At 63.7% G+C, this 19,141-nt stretch carries 21 protein-coding genes; 11 read left to right on the forward strand and 10 right to left on the reverse strand.

The genetic code is table 11. The features are described 5' to 3' along the window. The first annotated feature begins 30 nt into the window (after positions 1 to 30). Positions 31 to 663, forward strand: a complete 633-nt coding sequence (locus tag FYM52_RS16295) for a DUF5610 domain-containing protein (RefSeq protein WP_162524757.1) — start codon at positions 31 to 33, stop codon at positions 661 to 663. A 214-nt stretch (positions 664 to 877) separates the two neighbouring features. Beyond that, a complete protein-coding gene (locus FYM52_RS16300) occupies positions 878 to 1,264 on the forward strand; it encodes a VOC family protein (protein ID WP_154164873.1) in 387 nt (128 codons plus the stop codon). Positions 1,265 to 1,303: 39 nt separating this feature from the next. Here FYM52_RS16300 and FYM52_RS16305 read toward each other — a convergent pair whose 3' ends face one another. The 7 genes from FYM52_RS16305 to FYM52_RS16335 all read right to left on the reverse strand — a co-directional run bounded on the left by FYM52_RS16305 (position 1,304) and on the right by FYM52_RS16335 (position 8,709). After that, a complete protein-coding gene (locus FYM52_RS16305; RefSeq protein WP_042412351.1) occupies positions 1,304 to 1,783 on the reverse strand; it encodes a nucleoside deaminase in 480 nt (159 codons plus the stop codon). A 2-nt stretch (positions 1,784 to 1,785) separates the two neighbouring features. Next, positions 1,786 to 2,460: an ankyrin repeat domain-containing protein gene (locus FYM52_RS16310; RefSeq protein ID WP_154164874.1), complete on the reverse strand. Its 675-nt coding sequence runs from the start codon at positions 2,458 to 2,460 to the stop codon at positions 1,786 to 1,788. A 167-nt stretch (positions 2,461 to 2,627) separates the two neighbouring features. Continuing rightward, entirely contained in the window at positions 2,628 to 5,219 is a 2,592-nt protein-coding gene (gene acnB, locus FYM52_RS16315; RefSeq protein WP_154164875.1) for a bifunctional aconitate hydratase 2/2-methylisocitrate dehydratase, read from the reverse strand. Between the two features lie 67 nt (positions 5,220 to 5,286). After that, a complete protein-coding gene (locus FYM52_RS16320; protein ID WP_042412358.1) occupies positions 5,287 to 5,856 on the reverse strand; it encodes a hypothetical protein in 570 nt (189 codons plus the stop codon). Positions 5,857 to 5,906: 50 nt separating this feature from the next. Then, positions 5,907 to 6,914 (reverse strand): CoA ester lyase, encoded by a 1,008-nt coding sequence (locus tag FYM52_RS16325; protein ID WP_154164876.1) that lies wholly within the window; start codon positions 6,912 to 6,914, stop codon positions 5,907 to 5,909. After that, positions 6,911 to 7,711, reverse strand: coding sequence for a trans-aconitate 2-methyltransferase (gene tam / locus FYM52_RS16330; RefSeq protein ID WP_154164877.1), 801 nt, complete (start codon positions 7,709 to 7,711; stop codon positions 6,911 to 6,913). The genes FYM52_RS16325 and tam overlap by 4 nt, the downstream gene beginning before the upstream one ends. A gap of 11 nt (positions 7,712 to 7,722) precedes the next feature. Beyond that, positions 7,723 to 8,709 carry a malate dehydrogenase gene (locus FYM52_RS16335; RefSeq protein WP_154164878.1) on the reverse strand — a complete coding sequence of 329 codons (987 nt, stop codon included), beginning with the start codon at positions 8,707 to 8,709 and terminating at the stop codon, positions 7,723 to 7,725. Positions 8,710 to 8,934: 225 nt separating this feature from the next. On the opposite strand from FYM52_RS16335, the gene FYM52_RS16340 reads away from it, so the two are divergent. The 9 genes from FYM52_RS16340 (at position 8,935) to FYM52_RS16380 (ending at position 16,380) form a co-directional block, all read left to right on the forward strand. After that, a complete protein-coding gene (locus FYM52_RS16340) occupies positions 8,935 to 9,729 on the forward strand; it encodes a GntR family transcriptional regulator (protein WP_042412369.1) in 795 nt (264 codons plus the stop codon). 136 nt (positions 9,730 to 9,865) lie between these two features. After that, entirely contained in the window at positions 9,866 to 10,303 is a 438-nt protein-coding gene (gene sdhC / locus FYM52_RS16345) for a succinate dehydrogenase, cytochrome b556 subunit (protein ID WP_043387223.1), read from the forward strand. Between the two features lie 33 nt (positions 10,304 to 10,336). Further along, positions 10,337 to 10,702, forward strand: coding sequence for a succinate dehydrogenase, hydrophobic membrane anchor protein (sdhD, locus tag FYM52_RS16350; protein ID WP_042412374.1), 366 nt, complete (start codon positions 10,337 to 10,339; stop codon positions 10,700 to 10,702). 38 nt (positions 10,703 to 10,740) lie between these two features. After that, entirely contained in the window at positions 10,741 to 12,546 is a 1,806-nt protein-coding gene (gene sdhA / locus FYM52_RS16355; RefSeq protein WP_045266448.1) for a succinate dehydrogenase flavoprotein subunit, read from the forward strand. 30 nt (positions 12,547 to 12,576) lie between these two features. Beyond that, a complete protein-coding gene (locus FYM52_RS16360; protein ID WP_042412378.1) occupies positions 12,577 to 13,281 on the forward strand; it encodes a succinate dehydrogenase iron-sulfur subunit in 705 nt (234 codons plus the stop codon). Between the two features lie 3 nt (positions 13,282 to 13,284). Continuing rightward, the gene (locus tag FYM52_RS16365; protein ID WP_154164879.1) at positions 13,285 to 13,560 is read left to right on the forward strand and encodes a succinate dehydrogenase assembly factor 2; all 276 of its coding nucleotides are present in this window, start codon (positions 13,285 to 13,287) and stop codon (positions 13,558 to 13,560) included. A gap of 59 nt (positions 13,561 to 13,619) precedes the next feature. Further along, positions 13,620 to 14,930 carry a citrate synthase gene (locus tag FYM52_RS16370; RefSeq protein WP_042412382.1) on the forward strand — a complete coding sequence of 437 codons (1,311 nt, stop codon included), beginning with the start codon at positions 13,620 to 13,622 and terminating at the stop codon, positions 14,928 to 14,930. A 287-nt stretch (positions 14,931 to 15,217) separates the two neighbouring features. Continuing rightward, positions 15,218 to 16,024, forward strand: a complete 807-nt coding sequence (gene map / locus FYM52_RS16375) for a type I methionyl aminopeptidase (protein WP_042412384.1) — start codon at positions 15,218 to 15,220, stop codon at positions 16,022 to 16,024. A 20-nt stretch (positions 16,025 to 16,044) separates the two neighbouring features. After that, positions 16,045 to 16,380: an SMR family transporter gene (locus FYM52_RS16380; protein WP_042412531.1), complete on the forward strand. Its 336-nt coding sequence runs from the start codon at positions 16,045 to 16,047 to the stop codon at positions 16,378 to 16,380. A gap of 67 nt (positions 16,381 to 16,447) precedes the next feature. On the opposite strand, the gene FYM52_RS16385 is transcribed toward FYM52_RS16380, so the two are convergent. The 3 genes from FYM52_RS16385 to FYM52_RS16395 form a co-directional block, all read right to left on the reverse strand. Continuing rightward, positions 16,448 to 17,107: a nitroreductase gene (locus FYM52_RS16385; protein ID WP_154164880.1), complete on the reverse strand. Its 660-nt coding sequence runs from the start codon at positions 17,105 to 17,107 to the stop codon at positions 16,448 to 16,450. A 204-nt stretch (positions 17,108 to 17,311) separates the two neighbouring features. Continuing rightward, positions 17,312 to 18,115 (reverse strand): serine O-acetyltransferase, encoded by an 804-nt coding sequence (gene cysE / locus FYM52_RS16390; RefSeq protein WP_154164881.1) that lies wholly within the window; start codon positions 18,113 to 18,115, stop codon positions 17,312 to 17,314. A gap of 36 nt (positions 18,116 to 18,151) precedes the next feature. Then, complete coding sequence (locus tag FYM52_RS16395; RefSeq protein WP_154164882.1) at positions 18,152 to 18,952, reverse strand: RNA methyltransferase; 801 nt, start codon at positions 18,950 to 18,952, stop codon at positions 18,152 to 18,154. Positions 18,953 to 19,141: the final 189 nt, after the last annotated feature.

Raw genomic sequence — 19,141 nt, forward strand, 5'->3', positions numbered from 1 at the left:
TGTCGGCCTGTGTTGCCTCTGGAGAGCACCATGCTGAACGTTCCCCCCCTCCCCGCCCCCGCTTCTGCCGACACGGCCGTGCCTGCCAAGAGCACGCCGCTGGACGAGGCGCAGAAAACCGCCACCGCCAGCAGCCAGGGCCAGCAGAACCTGCGCAATGCGCAGATCCTGGAAGCCTCGCTGCAGGTCAGCCTGAAGACCGGCAACGACAGCCTGGCCCTGCTGTACCGCACGGCGGTGGACGCCATCAACCAGGAGCTGGCGCCCGAACTGGGCCCCGACGCCATCCAGAACGCCATGGGCCAGGACCACAGCGCGCAGGCCACGGCAGGCCGCATCGTGGGCCTGTCCACCGCCATGTTCGACGCCTATGCGGCCCGCTACCCCGACAAGGAGCTGGCCGAGGTGGCCCAGGATTTTGTGGAGCTGATCCGCGGTGGTTTCGAGCAGGGCTACCAGGAGGCGGAAGACATCTTGAACAGCCTGGGCGTGCTGGGTGCGGACAGCCCGGTGGCGGCCGGCATTGCCCAGACCTACGAGCTGGTGCACAAAGGCTATGACGACTGGCTGCAGGCCAAGCTGGGCGCGCTGCGCGGGGATGCCGCACCCAGCGCCCCTGCCGACGCTCCATCTGCCGCGCCAGGGTCGGCCGCTGCCCCCTGAGTCCGGGGCGGGCATGCAGGATTGAGGTGGGTACACAAAATGGCAGGAAACCCTGACTGCACCTACGCAGTCAGCTATGGTTTTTAGGCCACAACGCGTGCACCTGCTGGAAGAAAAGCCGCCGTCCTGCATCCCTGGCGGGCCAGACTTCGACAATCGGGACACACGGTGGCCCCGTGCCACGCCCCCGCTGCATCCCCCCAGGAGGTCTGCCATGACACGCAATCCCGTTGGATGGTTCGAAATCTATGTGCAGGACATGGACCGGGCCAAGGCGTTCTATGAAAACGTGCTGTCGCGCACGCTGGAAGCCCTGGCCCCACCCGGCGCCGACGGCAGCGACATGGAGATGTGGGCCTTCCCCATGCAGCCCGAGGCCGGGGGTGCGGCCGGTGCCCTGGTCCACATGCCGGCAGCGCCGTCCGGCAACGGCGGCACGCTGATCTATTTCAGCTGCGAGGACTGCGCCGTCGAAGCCGGCCGCGCGGTGGCCCAGGGCGGCACCGTGGTGCGCGACAAGATGCCGATCGGCCCATATGGCTTCATCGCCCTGATCACCGACCCGGACGAAAACCTGATCGGCCTGCACTCGATGCGCTAGGGCCTGGCGCCTGGCACGTGGGCGCGACAGGCCCCGGCCTCAGTGCGGCGTCTGCCGCTGCTTCCAGTCGGCGTACAGGCCGGGCCGCTCGGTCAGCCGCACGGGCACATGGCGGATGACCATGGACTGCTGGGCGAACGGCTTGGCCAGTTCTTCGTAGATCGCCGCAGTGGACAGGCCAAACGGCGCGGCATCCGCATTCGAATGGGCAAACACCACCTGGCTGACACCCGCCATGCGCATGGCCGCCAGGCACATCGGGCAGGGGTGGCCACTGGCATACACCACACAGTGCTGCAGATTCGGCGAGGCCAGGTGCTGGCTGGCCCGGCGGATGGCCAGCATTTCCGCATGGTCCGTGGGATCGTTGCTGCGCAGGATCTCGTTGACGGCCGAGGCGATCACCACGCCCTGCTTGACCACTACGGCCCCGAATGGGCGCCCGCCCTGCTCGGCATTGGCATACGCCAGCGCAATGGCTTCGCGCAAAAACTGTGTGTCGTCGTGTGTCACTGTCATCTTCAATGTGCTCCTGCCCGACGCAAAATGCGGGCAATCTCTGGGTATCCATGGGCCTGGGCCAAGGCCAGGGGCGTGCGGCCCTGGGCATCGGGCAGGTTCACGTCGGCCCCGGCATCCACCAGCGCCTGCACCACCTGCTGGTGGCGCTCGCCGCCCTGGCCCAGCACCACGGCCTCGATCAGCGCGGTCCAGCCCAGGCGGTTCACGTGGTTCACATCCACACCCGCCTGGATCAGCAGGCGCACGGCTTCCACATGGCCACGCTCTGCCGCCGGAATCAGCGCCGTGCCCTGGTAGCGGTTCAGGCTGCGCAGATCCGCGCCGTGCGCCAGGGTCATCTGCAGGATGTCAAGATGGCCCCGGGCCCCGGCGTACAGGTAGGGGCTGTCCTGGATCTGGTCCTTGGCATTGACATCGGCCCCGGCCTCGATCAAGGCCCGGGCGGCGGCCACATGGTTGTGGTGGGTAGCCACCAGCAGTGGGGTCTGGCCGGCGGTATTGCGCGCCTCCAGCGGCGCGCCACAGTCCAGCAGGCGCCGGATCTCGGCTGGATGGTTGGCCGTGACTGCCGCAAACAGCGGCGCGGCCTGGGTGCAGGGCTCGGCCGCCAGCCCGGGCACCACAACGCTGGCGCACAGGACCATCCCCACCAGCCAACGGATTGTTCGCAACATGCGGCTCCTTGTATCCACCGATCTTCGAGCACCGATGCTAACGCCCCCAGCGCGGCTGCGCCGTCAACATCCAGGTCCCCCGCAACGCAGTGGGCCCTGCCCACGGCCTGCATAAAAAAAGCCTGCCGCGCGATGCGCAGCAGGCCTTGGCTTGCGGCCGGAACGACTTAGGCGTTCACGCCCTTGGCCACTTCAGCGTACTCTTCGATCTGGTCGAAGTTCATGTAGCGGTAGACCGATGCCTTGTCGGCATCGATCACGCCCATTTCCTTCAGGTACTCGTCCTTGGAAGGCAGGTAACCCAGGCGCGAAGCAATCGCGGACAACTCGGCCGAGCCCAGGAACACGTTGGTGTTCTTGCCCAGACGGTTGGGGAAGTTGCGGGTGGACGTGGAGATCACGGTCGCACCTTCGCGCACTTGTGCCTGGTTGCCCATGCACAGCGAGCAGCCGGGCATTTCGGTGCGCGCGCCGGCGGTGCCGAACGCGGCGTAGTGGCCCTCCTTGATCAGCTCGCTCTGGTCCATCTTGGTGGGCGGTGCCACCCACAGCTTCACGGGGATGTCGCGCTGGCCTCCCAGCAGCTTGGCCGCTGCGCGGAAGTGACCGATGTTGGTCATGCACGAACCGATGAAGGCTTCATCGATCTTGGTGCCGGCCACTTCGGACAGGAACTTGGCGTCATCGGGGTCGTTGGGGCAGCAGACGATGGGTTCCTTGATGTCGGCCAGATCGATCTCGATCACGGCGGCGTACTCGGCGTCCTTGTCGGCTTCCAGCAGGTCGGGCTTGGCCAGCCAGGCTTCGACCTTCTCGATGCGGCGCTGCAGGGTCTTGGCGTCCTGGTAGCCGTCGGCGATCATGTTCTTCATCAGAACGATGTTCGAGGTCAGGTATTCCTTGATCGGCTCGGGGTTCAGCTTGATCGTGCAACCGGCGGCGGAACGCTCGGCCGAGGCATCGGACAGCTCGAACGCCTGCTCCACCTTCAGGTCGGGCAGACCTTCGATTTCCAGGATCTTGCCGGAGAATATGTTCTTCTTGCCGGCCTTGGCCACGGTCAGCAGACCGGCCTTGATGGCGTACAGCGGGATCGCATGCACCAGGTCACGCAAGGTCACGCCAGGCTGCATGGTGCCCTTGAAGCGCACCAGCACGGATTCGGGCATGTCCAGGGGCATCACGCCCGTGGCGGCACCGAAGGCCACCAGACCGGAGCCGGCGGGAAAGGAAATGCCGATGGGGAAGCGGGTGTGCGAGTCACCACCGGTGCCGACGGTGTCGGGCAGCAGCAGGCGGTTGAGCCAGCTGTGGATCACGCCGTCGCCAGGACGCAGGGCCACGCCACCGCGGTTGGAGATGAAGGCAGGCAGTTCGCGGTGGGTCTTCACGTCCACGGGCTTGGGGTAGGCCGCCGTGTGGCAGAAGGACTGCATCACCAGGTCGGCCGAGAAGCCCAAGCAAGCCAGGTCCTTCAGCTCGTCGCGGGTCATGGGGCCGGTGGTGTCTTGCGAACCCACGGTGGTCATGCGGGGCTCGCAGTAGGTACCGGGGCGCACGCCCTGGCCTTCGGGCAGGCCGACAGCACGGCCGACCATCTTCTGCGCCAGGGTGAAGCCGGCGTTGGATGCGGCCGGTGCCGAGGGCAGACGGAACGCGGTCGAGGCAGGCAGGCCCAGGAATTCACGGGCCTTGGCGGTCAGCGAACGGCCGATGATCAGGTTGATACGGCCACCGGCTTGCACTTCGTCCAGCAGCACGTCGCTCTTCAAGGCGAACTCGGCAACGGTTTCACCGTTCTTGAGCAGCTTGCCGTCGTAGGGCAGCACGTCGATGACGTCGCCCATTTCCAGCTTGGACACGTCGACTTCGATCGGCAGCGAACCCGAGTCTTCCTGGGTGTTGAAGAAGATGGGGGCGATCTTGCCGCCCAGGGTCACACCACCAAAGCGCTTGTTGGGCACAAAGGGGATGTCCTGGCCAGTGGCCCAGATCACGGAATTGGTCGCCGACTTGCGCGAAGAACCGGTACCCACCACGTCACCCACGTATGCCACGAGGTGGCCCTTCTTCTTCAGGTCTTCGATGAACTGCATGGGACCACGCTTGCCGTCTTCCTCGGGCTTGAAGGCCGCGTCGGGACGGGTGTTCTTCAGCATGGCCAGGTAGTGCAGCGGGATGTCGGGACGGCTCCAGGCATCGGGCGCGGGCGACAGGTCGTCGGTGTTGGTTTCGCCGGGCACCTTGAACACGGTGACGGTGATCTTTTCCTGGACCTTGGGACGCGAAGTGAACCACTCGGCATCGGCCCAGCTCTGCATCACTTCCTTGGCCTTGGCGTTGCCGGCCTTGGCCTTGGTGGCGACGTCGTTGAAGAAGTCGAACATCAGCAGCGTCTTCTTCAACGCATCGGCGGCCACGCCCGCCACTTCGGCGTCGTCCAGCAGCTCGATCAGGGGGTGCACGTTGTAGCCGCCCACCATGGTGCCCAGCAGCTCGGTGGCCTTGGCCTTGGAGATCAGGCCCACCTTCAGGTCACCGTGGGCCACGGCGGCCAGGAAAGACGCCTTGACCTTGGCGGCATCGTCCACGCCGGGTGGCACGCGGTGGGTCAGCAGGTCCAGCAGGAAGGTATCTTCGCCCGCAGGAGGGTTCTTGATCAGTTCGATCAGTTCAGCCACTTGCTTGGCATCGAGGGGCAGCGGAGGAATGCCCAGTGCGGCGCGCTCGGCCACATGGTCACGGTAGGCTTTCAACATGGTTCTCTCTCCATTGGTTTTCTAAGAGTGGGGCAGCGTTTGACAGCGCTTTGGTCCTGGCAAGGGCTTACTTGCTCGGTGCGTCCAGCAGGCTGGGGGGCGGGCTCTTCTTGATGGCCTCGGCCACCTGAAGCTGTTCGGGGCTCATGCATTCGTCCGCCAGCCGCTGGCCGGCCTTTTGGTTCATGAGCATGGATTTGTTCGCGATCTGCAGCCACACGGCGCCGGCCTTCTGGTCTTCCAGACGCACCACGCCGGTGCTGGTCCCCACGGGGGACATGTGGAAGTTGAAACCCTTGCCGCTGACCATGAAGTGGCCAGGGTTCTGGGCGTCCTTGGACACATTCACGTGCTGGCCCAGCTCACAGGCAATGTTGCCGGTGTGCACGCGGTCGGCCAGTGCCAGCTCGTCGGCATTGAGTGCACGGGGCGCCAGCACCGCCGCCGAGGCGGCTGCGGCGGCCGCCCCTGCCCCGGCGACCTTGCGCGCGGTGGAGGGTGGCGTGGTTTTCTTCACGGCCGCGGTCTTCTTGACCGGGGTGGTGGCCTTGGCCGATTTCTGCGCCGCCGTGTCGGGGGTGGCAGCCATCGCCAGTGCGGGAGCGATCAGCACAATGGAGGCAATCAAATGTTTCATGCGGACTCCTGCAATTCCAAAAAATAGGTTCGTTGAACACCAAGGCATGCTCATGCTGCCTCTGTAACGAACCATTGTCGCGCTTCTTGCGGCAGCGGCATGGCGGTGCGGTGTGCACGCTCCAGCAACTGCCAGTAATAACGGTAACTTGCACGGTCGTGCAAGACGCCCTCGTGGCTGATCGGCGCCCAGTGCTGGGCGGCGGCGGCCACCAGGATGGTGGAGGCTTCCTGCACCTGGGCCATGGCCGGGGCGAAAGCCGCCAGAATCGGACGGATCTGCGCCGGATGGATGCTCCACATGCGGGTGTAGCCCAGGCTCTGGCTGGCCTGCGTGGCGGCGGCCTGCAAAGCGGCCGTGTCCTTGAATTCGGTCACCACGCAGTGCGAGGGCACTTTGCCAAAGGCATGGCAGGCCGCGGCGATTTCCAGCTTGGCCCGCACGACCAGCGGGTGCTCGAACTGGCCGCGCACCCCCATGGCACTGGCAGGGATGGCGCCACCGTGCGCGGAGACAAAATCCATCAGGCCGAAAGAGATGCTCTGCACCGCCGGATGGGCAGCGATCTCGAAAGCACGGTGCACGGCTGCGGGCGATTCAATCAAAACATGGAGCGGCACACGCACGCCTGTCGCGCGTTGCAGGGCTTTTTCAGCCTTGAGCACGTCCTCCACGCTCTCCACCTTGGGCAGCATGATGTGGCACAGGTGGGCCCCAGCCTCGCCGGCGATGATGTCCATGTCCTGCACAAAGGCCGGGTGGTCCACCGCATGCACCCGGGCAGCCACCCGGGCGCCAGCCACCGCCCCGCGCGCCAGTTGAGCAACCAACTGGGCGTGTGCCTGCTCCTGCCCCACCGATGCGCCGTCCTCGCAATCCAGCGTCACATCAAAGACGCAGGAGCCGAACTCCTGCAGCATCTGGGCCTGCAGCTGCAGGCTTTTGCGCATGCGCTCTTCCACCCCGCTGTAGTGGTCGCACACCGGCAGGTGCAAGGCGCCGGCCGCCTGGGCGTCCAGCAGCACCTCGGCAGGATGGGCGGTGGTAGTGGTGGTCATGCGCTACGCTGGGCAACCAGGAAAAGACGGGGGAAAGCCAGCAAACGCTGGCCGTCGGCACGTGCGGGATAGGCGGCATCCACACGGTGTTCATAGGCCTGCACGAAGTCGGCCTGCAATCCAGCAGGCAAGCCTTCGACAAATGGTTTCAGACCGGTGCTGCGCAACCATTGCACGATGGCGGCAGGCGATGCCATGGGGTGCTGGTAGATGGTGTGCCACACATCCACCGCGGCCGACTGCGCCCCAGGGGCGGCCAGCAAATCGTAGTAAGTCCCGATCGGGAGAATCTCAGTGCGCAAAAGTTCGACCTGCCCGATGTGGCTGGCGAACTGCGGCAGCTGTGCGATTTCGCGCATCAGTCGGTGCGAGGGCTGCTGGTGGTTGTCGGGCATCTGGATGGCCAGGACACCACCTGGCGCCAGCAGCGACAGCAACCGGGGGATCAGCACCTCATGGGCAGACACCCATTGCAGCGAAGCGTTGGCAAAAATCAGGTCCGGAGCCGGCGTGCCTGCCTGAGGAGCCCAGGTGGCGATGTCATCCAGCTCGAACCGGACCTGCGGCAGTTGTTGCCGGGCCGTGGCCAGCATAGCCGGGGAATTGTCCACACCCAGCACCTGGGCATGGACAAAGCGCTGCGCCAGCAGCTCGGTGGAATTGCCGGGGCCACAGCCCAGGTCCACCACGTGGCGAACCTGGGCAGGGTCAAGCGGCACCCGCGCCAGCAACTCAGCCGCAGGGCGCGTGCGCTCCGAGGCGAAGCGCAGGTAGAGCGCGGGGTTCCAGTCGAGCATAGGCCAGCGGATTACAGCAGGTGCTTGACGCCGTCCTGCTCGCCCTGCAGTTCAGCCAGGGTCTTGTTGATGCACTCTTGCGAGAAGGCATCGATGGCCAGGCCTTCGACAATCTTGTACTCGCCATTTTCAGTGGTCACAGGGAAGCCGAATACGATGCCGGCAGGAATGCCGTATTCGCCGTTGGAGGGCACACCCATCGTCACCCACTCACCGTTCGAGCCCAGCGCCCAGTCGCGCATGTGGTCGATGGCAGCGTTGGCAGCCGAAGCAGCCGAAGACAGGCCACGGGCGTTGATGATGGCAGCGCCGCGCTTGCCCACGGTGGGCAGGAACACGTTGGCGTTCCAGTCCTGGTCGTTGATGGTGTCCTTGACGGACTTGCCATCCACGGTGGCGAAGCGGTAGTCGGCGTACATGGTGGGCGAGTGGTTGCCCCACACGGTCAGCTTCTTGATGTCGCCCACCTTGAAACCGGCCTTGGCAGCCAGTTGGGAAGCCGCGCGGTTGTGGTCCAGGCGCAGCATGGCGGTGAAGTTCTTCGCAGGCAGATCGGGCGCCGACTTCATGGCGATGTAGGCGTTGGTGTTGGCGGGGTTGCCGACCACCAGCACTTTGACGTTGCGCGAAGCCACGGCGTTCAGGGCCTTGCCTTGGGCGGTGAAGATCTGGGCGTTGGCAGCCAGCAGATCGGCACGCTCCATGCCGGGGCCGCGCGGGCGAGCACCCACCAGCAAGGCATAGTCGGTATCCTTGAAGGCTTGCATGGGGTCGCTGTGTGCTTCAATACCAGCCAGCAGCGGGAAGGCGCAGTCTTCCAGCTCCATGATCACGCCCTTCAGTGCGTTCTGTGCCTTCTCGTCAGGAATTTCGAGCAGCTGCAGAATAACGGGCTGATCCTTGCCCAGCATTTCGCCGGATGCGATACGGAACAACAGGGCGTAACCAATTTGACCTGCGGCGCCGGTGACGGCAACACGAACGGGCTTCTTGCTCATGGTGAAAACTCCAGATTTCGGAAATAAACAGTTGTCGGCGCACCGTCGCTCCAGCATCTGTCACCAGTAGCCAGTGCTCCGTAAACAGTCGGCAAGTGTACCCCTGATTTGGTCGCCTGGTCAATTTGTCTTATGTCTTATATAAGATATGATCAACCCTCAAGCCAGCGACCTCTCGACAGTCCAGAATTCGCATCCGGAGGCTCTGACCTTCCAACCACCAATATGTCCTCTTCGCAATCTTTTTCTGCTGACAGTGCTCCCGGGCCCACTGCGAATACAGCCCCCCCACTGACCCCAGCCTTCAGCCCGCTGTACCAGCAGATCAAAGGCCTGATTCTGCAAAGCCTGCAAGCCGGCGAATGGCGCCCAGGAGAACTCATCCCCAGCGAGATGGAGTTGGCGGCACGCTTCAAGGTCAGCCAGGGCACGGTGCGCAAAGCGATCGACGAACTGGCCGCAGAAAACCTGGTCATGCGCCGACAGGGCAAAGGCACTTTCGTGGCCACTCACTCGGCCCAACAGGTGCAATACCGCTTCCTGAAGCTGCACCCGGACGTTGGCAACCTGGAAGGCGAAGGCCGCGCGCAGCGCACGATCCTAGAGTGCAAACGTGTGCGCGCCCCGGCAGAAATTGCCCGCCTGCTGGCATTGCGCAGCGGCGACACTGTGGTGCAGGTGCGCCGCATCCTGGCGTTCAGCGGTATCCCGACCATTTTGGAAGACATTTGGTTACCCGGCCATCCCTTCAAAGGACTGACCGCAGAACAGATGGCCAACTACCAAGGTCCCACCTACGCGATGTTCGAAGGTGATTTCGGGGTGCGCATGGTGCGCGCCGACGAGAAGCTGCGTGCGGTCCTGCCCGACGAGGCACAAGCACAGCTGCTACAGGTTCCCGCCAGCACCCCACTGCTCAGCGTGGAGCGGATTGCCTACACCTACAACGATATTCCCATGGAGTTACGACGCGGTATCTACAGAACAGACACACACCACTACAAGAATGCCCTGAGCTGATTGACCACGCCTTCAGAGACAGCAACAAAAAACAATCGCGTCAGCACAGCCCGCTACCTGCGCCATTGCAATAGAATTTTGATTCTTTTGCTCCCGCGCGATTACAACGCAGTTACATCCACGAAAGTACCCCGCCATGACAGAGCTAGCAAAAAAGAAGCGGCCCGAGTTCCGCAATATCAACGTTTTTAACGACGTTCGAACCTATCGCTTACCCCCAGCAGGCATTGTTTCGATCTTGCACCGCATCAGCGGCGTGATCATGTTCTTGCTGCTGCCGTTCATCATCTGGATGTTCGATGCCTCGCTGTCGTCCGAGTTTTCGTTCGCCAAGTTCAAGGCCGTCTTCAACGAAGGCTGCGGCTTCGTTCCCGGCTGGATCATCAAGCTGGTTGCGCTGGCCATCATCTGGGCCTACCTGCACCACCTGACAGCCGGCCTGCGCCACCTGTTTATGGATGTGAACCACAACGTGGTGAACAAAGAATTCGGCAAGTCCTCCGCCCTCACCGTCCTGGTGATCAGCGTGGGCCTGACCGTGGTACTGGGCGCCAAGCTGTTTGGCCTGTACTGAGCAACCGCACCCTCACGATAAGGAAAAGACATCATGTCCGTGAATTACGGCTCCAAGCGCACCGTGGTCGGTGCCCACTACGGCATTCGTGACTGGCTGGCTCAACGTGTCACCGCCGCCCTGATGGTGCTGTTCACCATCGTGGTCCTGGCCCAGTTGATCTTCGCGCAAGGCGAGATTGGCTATGAGCTGTGGGCTGGCATCTTCGCTGCCCAGTGGATGAAGTTCGTCACCTTTGGCGTGATCATTGCGCTGGTCTGGCACGTCTGGGTCGGTGTGCGTGATGTGTGGATGGACTACGTCCAATCCGTGGGCCTGCGCCTGACGCTGCAGGTGTTCACGATTGTTTGGCTGGTCGGCTGCGCCGGCTGGGCTTTCCAGGTTCTGTGGCGTCTGTGATCGGCAACTGCCTGATCCTCCACGATTGAAGGTTAAGAATGAGCTACTCCAAAGCAAATATCACCAAGCGCAAGTTCGACGTTGTCATCGTTGGCGCTGGCGGCTCCGGTCTGCGTGCCGCCCTGGAACTGTCCCGCGCCGGCCTGAGCGTGGCCTCGCTGTCCAAGGTCTTCCCCACCCGTTCGCACACCGTGGCCGCCCAGGGTGGCGTGTCCGCGTCGCTGGGCAACATGTCGGAAGACAACTGGCACTACCACTTCTACGACACCATCAAGGGCTCTGACTGGCTGGGCGACCAGGACGCGATCGAGTTCATGTGCCGTGAAGCACCCAACGTCGTGATCGAGCTCGAACACTTCGGCATGCCGTTCGATCGCAACCCCGATGGCACCATCTACCAGCGTCCGTTTGGCGGCCACACCGCCAACTACGGCGAAAAGCCCGTGCAACGCGCCTGTGCGGCCGCTGACCGTACCGGTCACGCCATGCTGCACACGCTGTACCAGCAGAACGTCGCCTCCAAGACCAACTTCTTCGTGGAGTGGATGGCCCTGGACCTGATCCGCAACACCCAGGGTGATGTGGTCGGCGTGACAGCCCTGGAACTGGAAACCGGCGACCTGTACGAACTGCACGCCAAGGCCGTGCTGCTGGCCACCGGCGGTGCCGGTCGCATCTTCGCGGCCTCGACCAACGCCTTCATCAACACCGGTGACGGCCTGGGCATGGCGGCGCGCGCCGGCATCCCGCTGCAGGATATGGAGTTCTGGCAGTTCCACCCCACCGGCGTGGCCGGTGCTGGCGTGCTGCTGACCGAAGGCTGCCGCGGCGAAGGCGCTATTCTTTTGAATAGCGAAGGCGAACGCTTCATGGAGCGTTACGCGCCCACGCTGAAGGACCTGGCACCCCGTGACTTCGTGTCGCGCTCCATGGACCAGGAAATCAAGGAAGGTCGCGGCTGCGGTCCCAACAAGGACTACATCCTGATGAAGCTGGACCACCTGGGCGCCGACACCATCCGCAAGCGCCTGCCTTCGGTGGAAGAAATCGGCCACAACTTCGCCAACGTGGACATCACCAAGGAACCAATCCCTGTGGTGCCCACCATCCACTACCAGATGGGTGGCATCCCCACCAACATCAACGGCCAGGTCGTGACCTGGGACGGCCAGCAAAACCGCGTGGTGAATGGCCTGTACGCCGTGGGCGAATGCTCGTGCGTGTCGGTGCACGGCGCCAACCGCCTGGGCACAAACTCGCTGCTGGACCTGCTGGTCTTCGGCAAGTCGGCCGGCAAGCACATCGTGCAGTTCGTCAACGGCTTCGGCGACCATGCTGCCGTGCCCGCTGACGGTTCCGACCGCACCCTGGCCCGCCTGAACCAGCTGGATGAATCCAAGGAAGGCACCTACGCCCAGGACATCGCCGGCGACATCCGCGCCGCCATGCAGCAGCACGCTGGCGTGTTCCGCACGCAAAAGGGCATGGACGAAGGCACGGTCAAGATCAACGCCATCCGCGAACGCGTCGGCTCCGTGACCCTGAAGGACAAGTCCAAGGTCTGGAACACCGCCCGCATGGAAGCGCTGGAAGTGGACAACCTGATCGAAGTGGCCCAGGCCACCATGACCTCCGCTGCCGCCCGCAAGGAATGCCGTGGTGCCCACACCGTGTACGACTACGAACGCCCTGCGGACGACGCCGAGTGCCCACTGGGTCGTAACGACAAGGAATGGATGAAGCACACCCTGTGGGACAGCGCCTCCAACAGCCTGTCGTACAAGCCTGTGAACCTCAAGCCCCTGACCGTGGAATCCGTGCCACCCAAGGTCCGCACGTTCTAATCCAGCAGCAGCCCACGAAAGAAATATCAAATGAAGCGTACTTTCAAGATCTACCGCTACGATCCCGATAAGGATGCCAAGCCCTACATGCAGACCGTGGAGATCGAACTCGACGGCCACGAACGCATGCTGCTGGACGCACTGGTCAAGCTCAAGGCCCAGGACCCCACCATCTCCTTCCGCCGCTCCTGCCGCGAAGGCGTGTGCGGTTCGGATGCCATGAACATCAATGGCAAGAACGGTCTGGCCTGCCTGACGAACATGAACACCCTCAAGGGCGACATCGTTCTCAAACCCCTGCCCGGCCTGCCCGTCATCCGCGACCTGATCGTGGACATGACGCAGTTCTTCAAGCAGTACCACTCGATCAAGCCCTACCTGCAAAGCGACATCTACGCGACGCCCAGCAAGGAACGCCTGCAGTCGCCCGAAGAGCGCGAAGAGCTCAACGGCCTGTACGAGTGCATTCTGTGCGCCAGCTGCTCGACCAGCTGCCCCTCGTTCTGGTGGAACCCCGACAAGTTCGTGGGCCCTGCCGGTCTGCTGCAGGCCTACCGCTTCATCGCGGACAGCCGCGACACCGCCACCGGCGAGCGCCTGGACAACCTGGAAGACCCCTACCGTCTGTTCCGTTGCCACACCATCATGAACTGCGTGGACGTGTGCCCCAAGCACCTGAACCCCACGAAGGCCATTGGCAAGATCAAGGAGCTGATGGTGCGTCGCGCCATCTGATCCATGAACGACATGGACGCAATCCTCGAAGAACGGGAGCGCGACCTGCTGCGGTGGCGAAGCCGCCGCGGCCTGGTCGAGAACGATCTCTACATCGAGAAGTTTTTCGCCACCCATGGCAGCCAATTGACGCGGAGACACGCAATTGGTTTGTCTGCCCTGATGGACTTGGCAGACAACGATCTGATGGACCTGTTCCTGCGCCGCAAAGAGCCAGAAGGTGCATTGGACACCCCTGAAGTTAGAGAAGTGCTGCAGATGGTGCGCAAGCCCATCTGATCAGCACAGCTTGCAAAAAAGGCCGACCAGAGCCGGCCGATCAGAGAAGGAAGTTGGAAATGAAACTCGCAGACAACAAAGCAACGCTGTCTTTCAGCAATGGCGCGCCCAGCGTCGAACTGCCGGTTTACCAGGGCAATATCGGCCCGGATGTCATCGACATCCGCAAGCTGTATGGCCAGTCGGGCATGTTCACCTATGACCCGGGCTTCCTCTCTACGGCAGCATGCCAGTCTGCCATCACCTACATCGATGGCGACAAGGGCGAACTGCTGTACCGCGGCTACCCCATCGAGCAGCTGGCCAAGAACTGCAACTTCCTGGAAACCTGCTACCTGCTGCTGTACGGGGAACTGCCCAACGAATCCCAGAAGGCTGACTTCGAGAACCGCGTGACCCAACACACGATGGTCAACGAACAGATGCAGTTCTTCCTGCGCGGCTTCCGCCGCGATGCTCACCCCATGGCCGTGCTGACCGGTCTGGTGGGCGGCATGTCGGCCTTCTACCACGACAGCACCGACATCAACAACCCTGAGCACCGTGAAATCGCCGCGATCCGCCTGATCGCCAAGATGCCCACGCTGGTCGCCATGGCTTACAAGTACGGCATCGGCGCGCCCTACATGTACCCCAAGAACGACCTGTCGTACGCTGGCAACTTCATGCGCATGATGTTCGGCAACCCTTGCGAAGAGTACAAGGTCAACCCCGTGGTCGAAAAGGCCCTGGACCGCATCTTCATCCTGCACGCTGACCACGAGCAGAACGCATCGACTTCCACCGTGCGTCTGTGCGGCTCGTCGGGCACCAACCCCTTCGCCGCCATCTCCGCCGGTGTGGCCTGTCTGTGGGGCCCTGCCCACGGCGGCGCCAACGAAGCCTGCCTGAACATGCTGGAGCACATCCAGGCCAACGGCGGCATCGCCAAGGTCGGCGAGTTCATGGAACAGGTCAAGGACAAGAACAGCGGCGTCAAGCTGATGGGCTTTGGCCACCGCGTGTACAAGAACTACGACCCCCGCGCCAAGCTGATGCAGGAAACCTGCAACGAGATCCTGGCCGAACTGGGCCTGGAAAAGGATCCGCTATTCGCCCTGGCCAAGCAGCTGGAAAAGATTGCCCTGGAAGACGACTACTTCGTCCAGCGCAAGCTCTACCCCAACGTGGACTTCTACTCCGGCATCGTGCAGCGCGCCATCGGCATCCCCGTGAAGCTGTTCACCGGCATCTTCGCCCTGGCCCGTACCGTGGGCTGGATCGCCCAGCTGAACGAACAGATGGCCGACCCCGAGTACAAGATCGGTCGTCCCCGCCAGCTGTTCACCGGCTCCGTCGCCCGCGACGTCAAGCCCCTGAACCAGCGTTGATCCCACGGGCTGCCCAGATGGGAGCCCGCGCATCCGCACCGCAAAAGCCAGCACGCTGCCCCGCCTGCTGGCTTTTTCATAGCACCTTGCGCTTTCCAAACAAGGTTTTCAGATGCTTTTCAGCATCAACCCCTGGATTCACGAGCGCCAGCCACTCTGTTTATCAGAGCAGGAAAACCGTGCACCCCGGGGCACTTGCCTGGGGCGCCTGCACGGCGGCCACGGCAACACGCTACAGTGTGGGCCGTTGTGTTTCACCTGCGGCCGCCGTCCTGCGGCCTACCTCCATGGCCAAACGACCCCACCGCCGCCTCCCTCCCATCCACGGCGCTGCTGACATTGCCCAATCCCGCGAAGCCGGCCTGCTGGCCGCCCGCGTGCTGGAAATGCTGACCCCGCATGTGCAGCCCGGCGTCAGCACCGACCACCTGGACCGCCTGTGCCACGACTTCATCGTCGATGAGCTGCGCTGCATCCCCGCCAACATCGGTTACCACGGCTACCCCAAGACGGTGTGTGCCTCGGTCAACGAGGTGGTCTGCCACGGCATTCCTTCGGCCCAGGAGATCCTGAAGGACGGCGACATCGTCAACATCGACGTGGCGCTGATCAAGAACGGCTGGTTCGGCGACACCTCGCGCATGTACACCGTGGGCCAGGTGGCGCCCAAGGCGCAGCAGCTGATCGACACCACCTACGAGGCCATGGTGGCCGGCATCCGCGCCGTCAAGCCCGGCGCCACGCTGGGGGACATCGGCCACGCCATCCAGACCGTGGCCCACCGCGACGGTTTTTCCGTGGTGCGCGACTACTGCGGCCACGGCATCGGCCAGATCTACCACGACGAGCCCCAGGTGCTGCACTACGGCTACCCCGGCCAGGGCATGGCGCTGCAGGAAGGCATGATCTTCACCATTGAGCCCATGCTCAACGCCGGCAAGCACGACACCAAGGAGCTGAACGACGGCTGGACCGTGGTCACCAAGGACAAGTCGCTGTCCGCGCAGTGGGAGCACATGGTCGTGGTCACGGCCACCGGCTACGACGTACTGACCGCCTGGCCCGAAGGCACCGGCCGCTACCCCGCACCGTGAGCGCAGAAGGCCTCCCCTCCCTGGGCAATGGCTACGGCTACCTGGGCATTGCCATCGTGGCCGAGGTGCTGGCCACGTCCTTCCTCAAGAGCGCCGAAGGCTTCACCCGGCTGTGGCCCAGCGTGATCGTGGCCGTGGGCTACGGCATCGCCTTCCTGTGCCTGTCGCTGACCCTGCGCACCATCCCCACGGGCGTGGCCTACGCCATCTGGTCGGGCGCGGGCATCGTGCTGGTGTCGGCCATCGCCTGGATCTTCCTCGGCCAGAAGCTGGATGCCCCGGCCCTGATCGGCATGGGCCTGATCCTGGCCGGCGTGCTGGTGATCAACCTGTTTTCCAAGACCGCCGGACACTGAGGCCTTGCCCCCAGCCATAAAAAAAGCGCTTCCGTGGAAGCGCTTTTTTCATATTCAGCCCCCCGGTTCAGAAACCGCGCAGCTGACCCCACTCGGCAAAATCGGCGCGCGATGCACGCATGCTGTTGATGGGCGCGATCTTGTCCTCGTAACCCAGGGCAATGCCATAGGTCACCAGATAGCCGTCGGGCACCTCCACGTGCTGCTTGACCACCGCGTCGTAACGGCGCCAGAAGCCCTGGGCACAGGTGGCCAGGCCTTCCTCGGTCGCCCGCAGCATGAAGGACTGCAGGTAGATGCCCAGGTCCATCCACTGCACCGGACCCATGCGCTCTTCAGTGAACATGATCAGCCCGACCGGCGCACCAAAGAACTGGGCATTCTTGGCCAACTGCTGCAGGCGCCCGGCCTTGTCCTCGCGCGGCACACCAATGCTGGCGTACAGGTCTTCGCCATTCGCAAAGCGGCGGGTGCGGTAGGGCTCCCACAGGTTGGGGGGGTAGGACAGGTAGGCGGGGTTTTCCTCGCCCGGGGTCTTGGCCACGTCGGCCAGCATGGCCTGCAGGGCATCGCCGGTCAGCGCGGCCACGCGCCAGGGCTGCATGTTGCCGCCCGATGCGGCCAGCGCCGCATCCTGCATCAGCTGTTGCACCAGTTCGGCCGAAGGCACTTGGGAGGTAAAGGCACGCACCGAACGGCGCTCGCGCAGGGCTTGGGAAACGTCCATGGGCTCAGGTCTCCAGTCTCTGGGGGTGAAAAATCAAAACGGCAAGCGTACAAGAGCACAGGCCGGCACCGCGCCACCTTGGTGACGCGCGGCGTGCTTTTTTTCGGGGGGTGGTGGACGGCAAGCGCCGGGGTCCGGGTCACACAGGCGCGGCACCGCCGGCCTGCGCGCGCCATAACGCGGCTGGGCGCGGCTGAGTGCGGCTTACTTGCCCAGGATCTGGTCGATCTTGGATTTCTCGAAGTGCCCGCCGCGCTCGCTTTCGCAGGGCACGCAATCGGCCTTGAGCTGGTTGGACAGCTTTTCCACCGCCTGCCACAGCAGCTGCAGTTGCTGCTCGTGCGTGGCCGCGCCTTCGGCCAGCCCCTTCATGGCTTGGCTGACGGGGTCGTCTTCCTGGGTCACGCCATAGGCCGTGAACACCTGGGGCGCTGCTGCCTTGGGGGCTGCGGGCGAGGCCTCCAGCTCGGTCACATCGGCGCTTTCGCCCTGCTTGGAAGGGATGATGCGTGCCGGAATGCCCACGGCCGTTGCGCCGGCGGGCACGGGCTTGATGACCACAGCATTGCTGCCGATCTTGGCCCCATCGCCCACCTCGAAGCCGCCCAGCACCTTGGCCCCCGCGGCCACGACCACGTCCTTGCCCAGGGTGGGATGGCGCTTGGCGCCCTTGTACAGCGAGGTGCCGCCCAGGGTGACGCCGTGGTAGATGGTGCAGCCGTCGCCGACCACCGCGGTCTCGCCGATCACCACGCCCATGCCGTGGTCGATGAAGACGCGCTCGCCAATCACCGCGCCGGGGTGGATTTCAATGCCGGTCAGCCAGCGGCCGAGGTGCGAAGTGAAGCGACCCAGCCACTTGAGGTTGTGCGTCCAGCACCAGTGGGCCGGACGGTGCCACCAGATGGCATGCAGGCCCGGATAACAGGTAATGACCTCCCAGGTGCTGCGCGCCGCAGGGTCGCGGTCAAGAATGCACTGGATGTCAGAACGCAGTCGGGAAAGCATCAGAGGCCGTCACTTGTTACAAAAAGGGCTGCCAGTTTAGTGCTTTGGGGGCGTGCTCTGCAGCATGCTTTTGGCAACACCGCGCAGGATGTGGATTTCTTCCTGCGTCAATTGCGCACGGTTGAACATCTGGTTCAGGCGTGGCATCAGCTTCTTGGGCGCAGCCGGGTCCAGAAAGCCCAGGTGGGCCAGCGCCTGCTCCCAGTGGCCCAGCATGCCGGCCACCTGCTGCATGTCGGCGCGGCTGGGGTGCGGTGTGTGCTCCACCACCGGAAAGCCGCCCAGGACCTGGCGCCACTCGTAGGCGATCAGCTGGATCGCCGCACCCAGGTTGAGCGAGCCGAACTGGGGATTCGACGGAATCGACAGCGCCACGTTGCAGCGGTACACATCGTCGTTGGCCATGCCAAAGCGCTCACAGCCGAACAGCAGGCCCACGCCGGTTTCCCCGCTGGGACTGGCCACGGCGTCGGTTTCATCAACAAAATCAGCCTCTGGCGCTTGTCCAGCCTGCGCCTTCAGCTCTCCTTGGATGAGCATTTCAAAGTGCTGGCGCGGCGCCCGGGTGGGCGGGCCAAAGTCGCGCGGCGTCATGGCTGTGGCGCACAGGTGCGACAGGCCGTCCACGGCCTCGTCCAGCGACTCGACAATGCGCGCCTGGTTCAGCACATCCAGGGCACCGCTGGCGCGCTGGATGGTTTCCTCTTTGCGCAGCACATTCGCCCAACGCGGGCGCACCAGCACCAGGTCGTCAAAACCCATGGTTTTCATGGCGCGGGCGGCAGCACCCACGTTGCCAGCATGGCTGGTCTCGATCAGGATAAAACGGGTTTTCATTCGGAGATCGGCCCGCATTGCAGATACGGGCAGCAGAAATCGGGCAAGCCGGTTAGAATTTGCGCCCTATTGTCGCTGCCCGCATCGCCGGGCGTGCGTAAACCCGTTCATCATCCGCGTTCAGCGGTGCGCCATCCCAGGTTGTGAGAACAGAGACAGAGAAATTGGGGAGGGCCGCGCGCTGGGCGC

Source organism: Comamonas sp. CAH-2, from assembly GCF_009668305.1.
Classification (GTDB): Bacteria; Pseudomonadota; Gammaproteobacteria; order Burkholderiales; family Burkholderiaceae_C; genus Comamonas; species Comamonas aquatica.

Coding starts and splice junctions, on each gene's coding strand:
- FYM52_RS16295 (WP_162524757.1), top strand. CDS start 31: ATGCTGAACGTTCCCCCCCTCCCCGCCCCCGCTTCTGCCGACACGGCC.
- FYM52_RS16300 (WP_154164873.1), top strand. CDS start 878: ATGACACGCAATCCCGTTGGATGGTTCGAAATCTATGTGCAGGACATG.
- FYM52_RS16305 (WP_042412351.1), bottom strand. CDS start 1,783: ATGACAGTGACACACGACGACACACAGTTTTTGCGCGAAGCCATTGCG.
- FYM52_RS16310 (WP_154164874.1), bottom strand. CDS start 2,460: ATGTTGCGAACAATCCGTTGGCTGGTGGGGATGGTCCTGTGCGCCAGC.
- acnB (WP_154164875.1), bottom strand. CDS start 5,219: ATGTTGAAAGCCTACCGTGACCATGTGGCCGAGCGCGCCGCACTGGGC.
- FYM52_RS16320 (WP_042412358.1), bottom strand. CDS start 5,856: ATGAAACATTTGATTGCCTCCATTGTGCTGATCGCTCCCGCACTGGCG.
- FYM52_RS16325 (WP_154164876.1), bottom strand. CDS start 6,914: ATGACCACCACTACCACCGCCCATCCTGCCGAGGTGCTGCTGGACGCC.
- tam (WP_154164877.1), bottom strand. CDS start 7,711: ATGCTCGACTGGAACCCCGCGCTCTACCTGCGCTTCGCCTCGGAGCGC.
- FYM52_RS16335 (WP_154164878.1), bottom strand. CDS start 8,709: ATGAGCAAGAAGCCCGTTCGTGTTGCCGTCACCGGCGCCGCAGGTCAA.
- FYM52_RS16340 (WP_042412369.1), top strand. CDS start 8,935: ATGTCCTCTTCGCAATCTTTTTCTGCTGACAGTGCTCCCGGGCCCACT.
- sdhC (WP_043387223.1), top strand. CDS start 9,866: ATGACAGAGCTAGCAAAAAAGAAGCGGCCCGAGTTCCGCAATATCAAC.
- sdhD (WP_042412374.1), top strand. CDS start 10,337: ATGTCCGTGAATTACGGCTCCAAGCGCACCGTGGTCGGTGCCCACTAC.
- sdhA (WP_045266448.1), top strand. CDS start 10,741: ATGAGCTACTCCAAAGCAAATATCACCAAGCGCAAGTTCGACGTTGTC.
- FYM52_RS16360 (WP_042412378.1), top strand. CDS start 12,577: ATGAAGCGTACTTTCAAGATCTACCGCTACGATCCCGATAAGGATGCC.
- FYM52_RS16365 (WP_154164879.1), top strand. CDS start 13,285: ATGAACGACATGGACGCAATCCTCGAAGAACGGGAGCGCGACCTGCTG.
- FYM52_RS16370 (WP_042412382.1), top strand. CDS start 13,620: ATGAAACTCGCAGACAACAAAGCAACGCTGTCTTTCAGCAATGGCGCG.
- map (WP_042412384.1), top strand. CDS start 15,218: ATGGCCAAACGACCCCACCGCCGCCTCCCTCCCATCCACGGCGCTGCT.
- FYM52_RS16385 (WP_154164880.1), bottom strand. CDS start 17,107: ATGGACGTTTCCCAAGCCCTGCGCGAGCGCCGTTCGGTGCGTGCCTTT.
- cysE (WP_154164881.1), bottom strand. CDS start 18,115: ATGCTTTCCCGACTGCGTTCTGACATCCAGTGCATTCTTGACCGCGAC.
- FYM52_RS16395 (WP_154164882.1), bottom strand. CDS start 18,952: ATGAAAACCCGTTTTATCCTGATCGAGACCAGCCATGCTGGCAACGTG.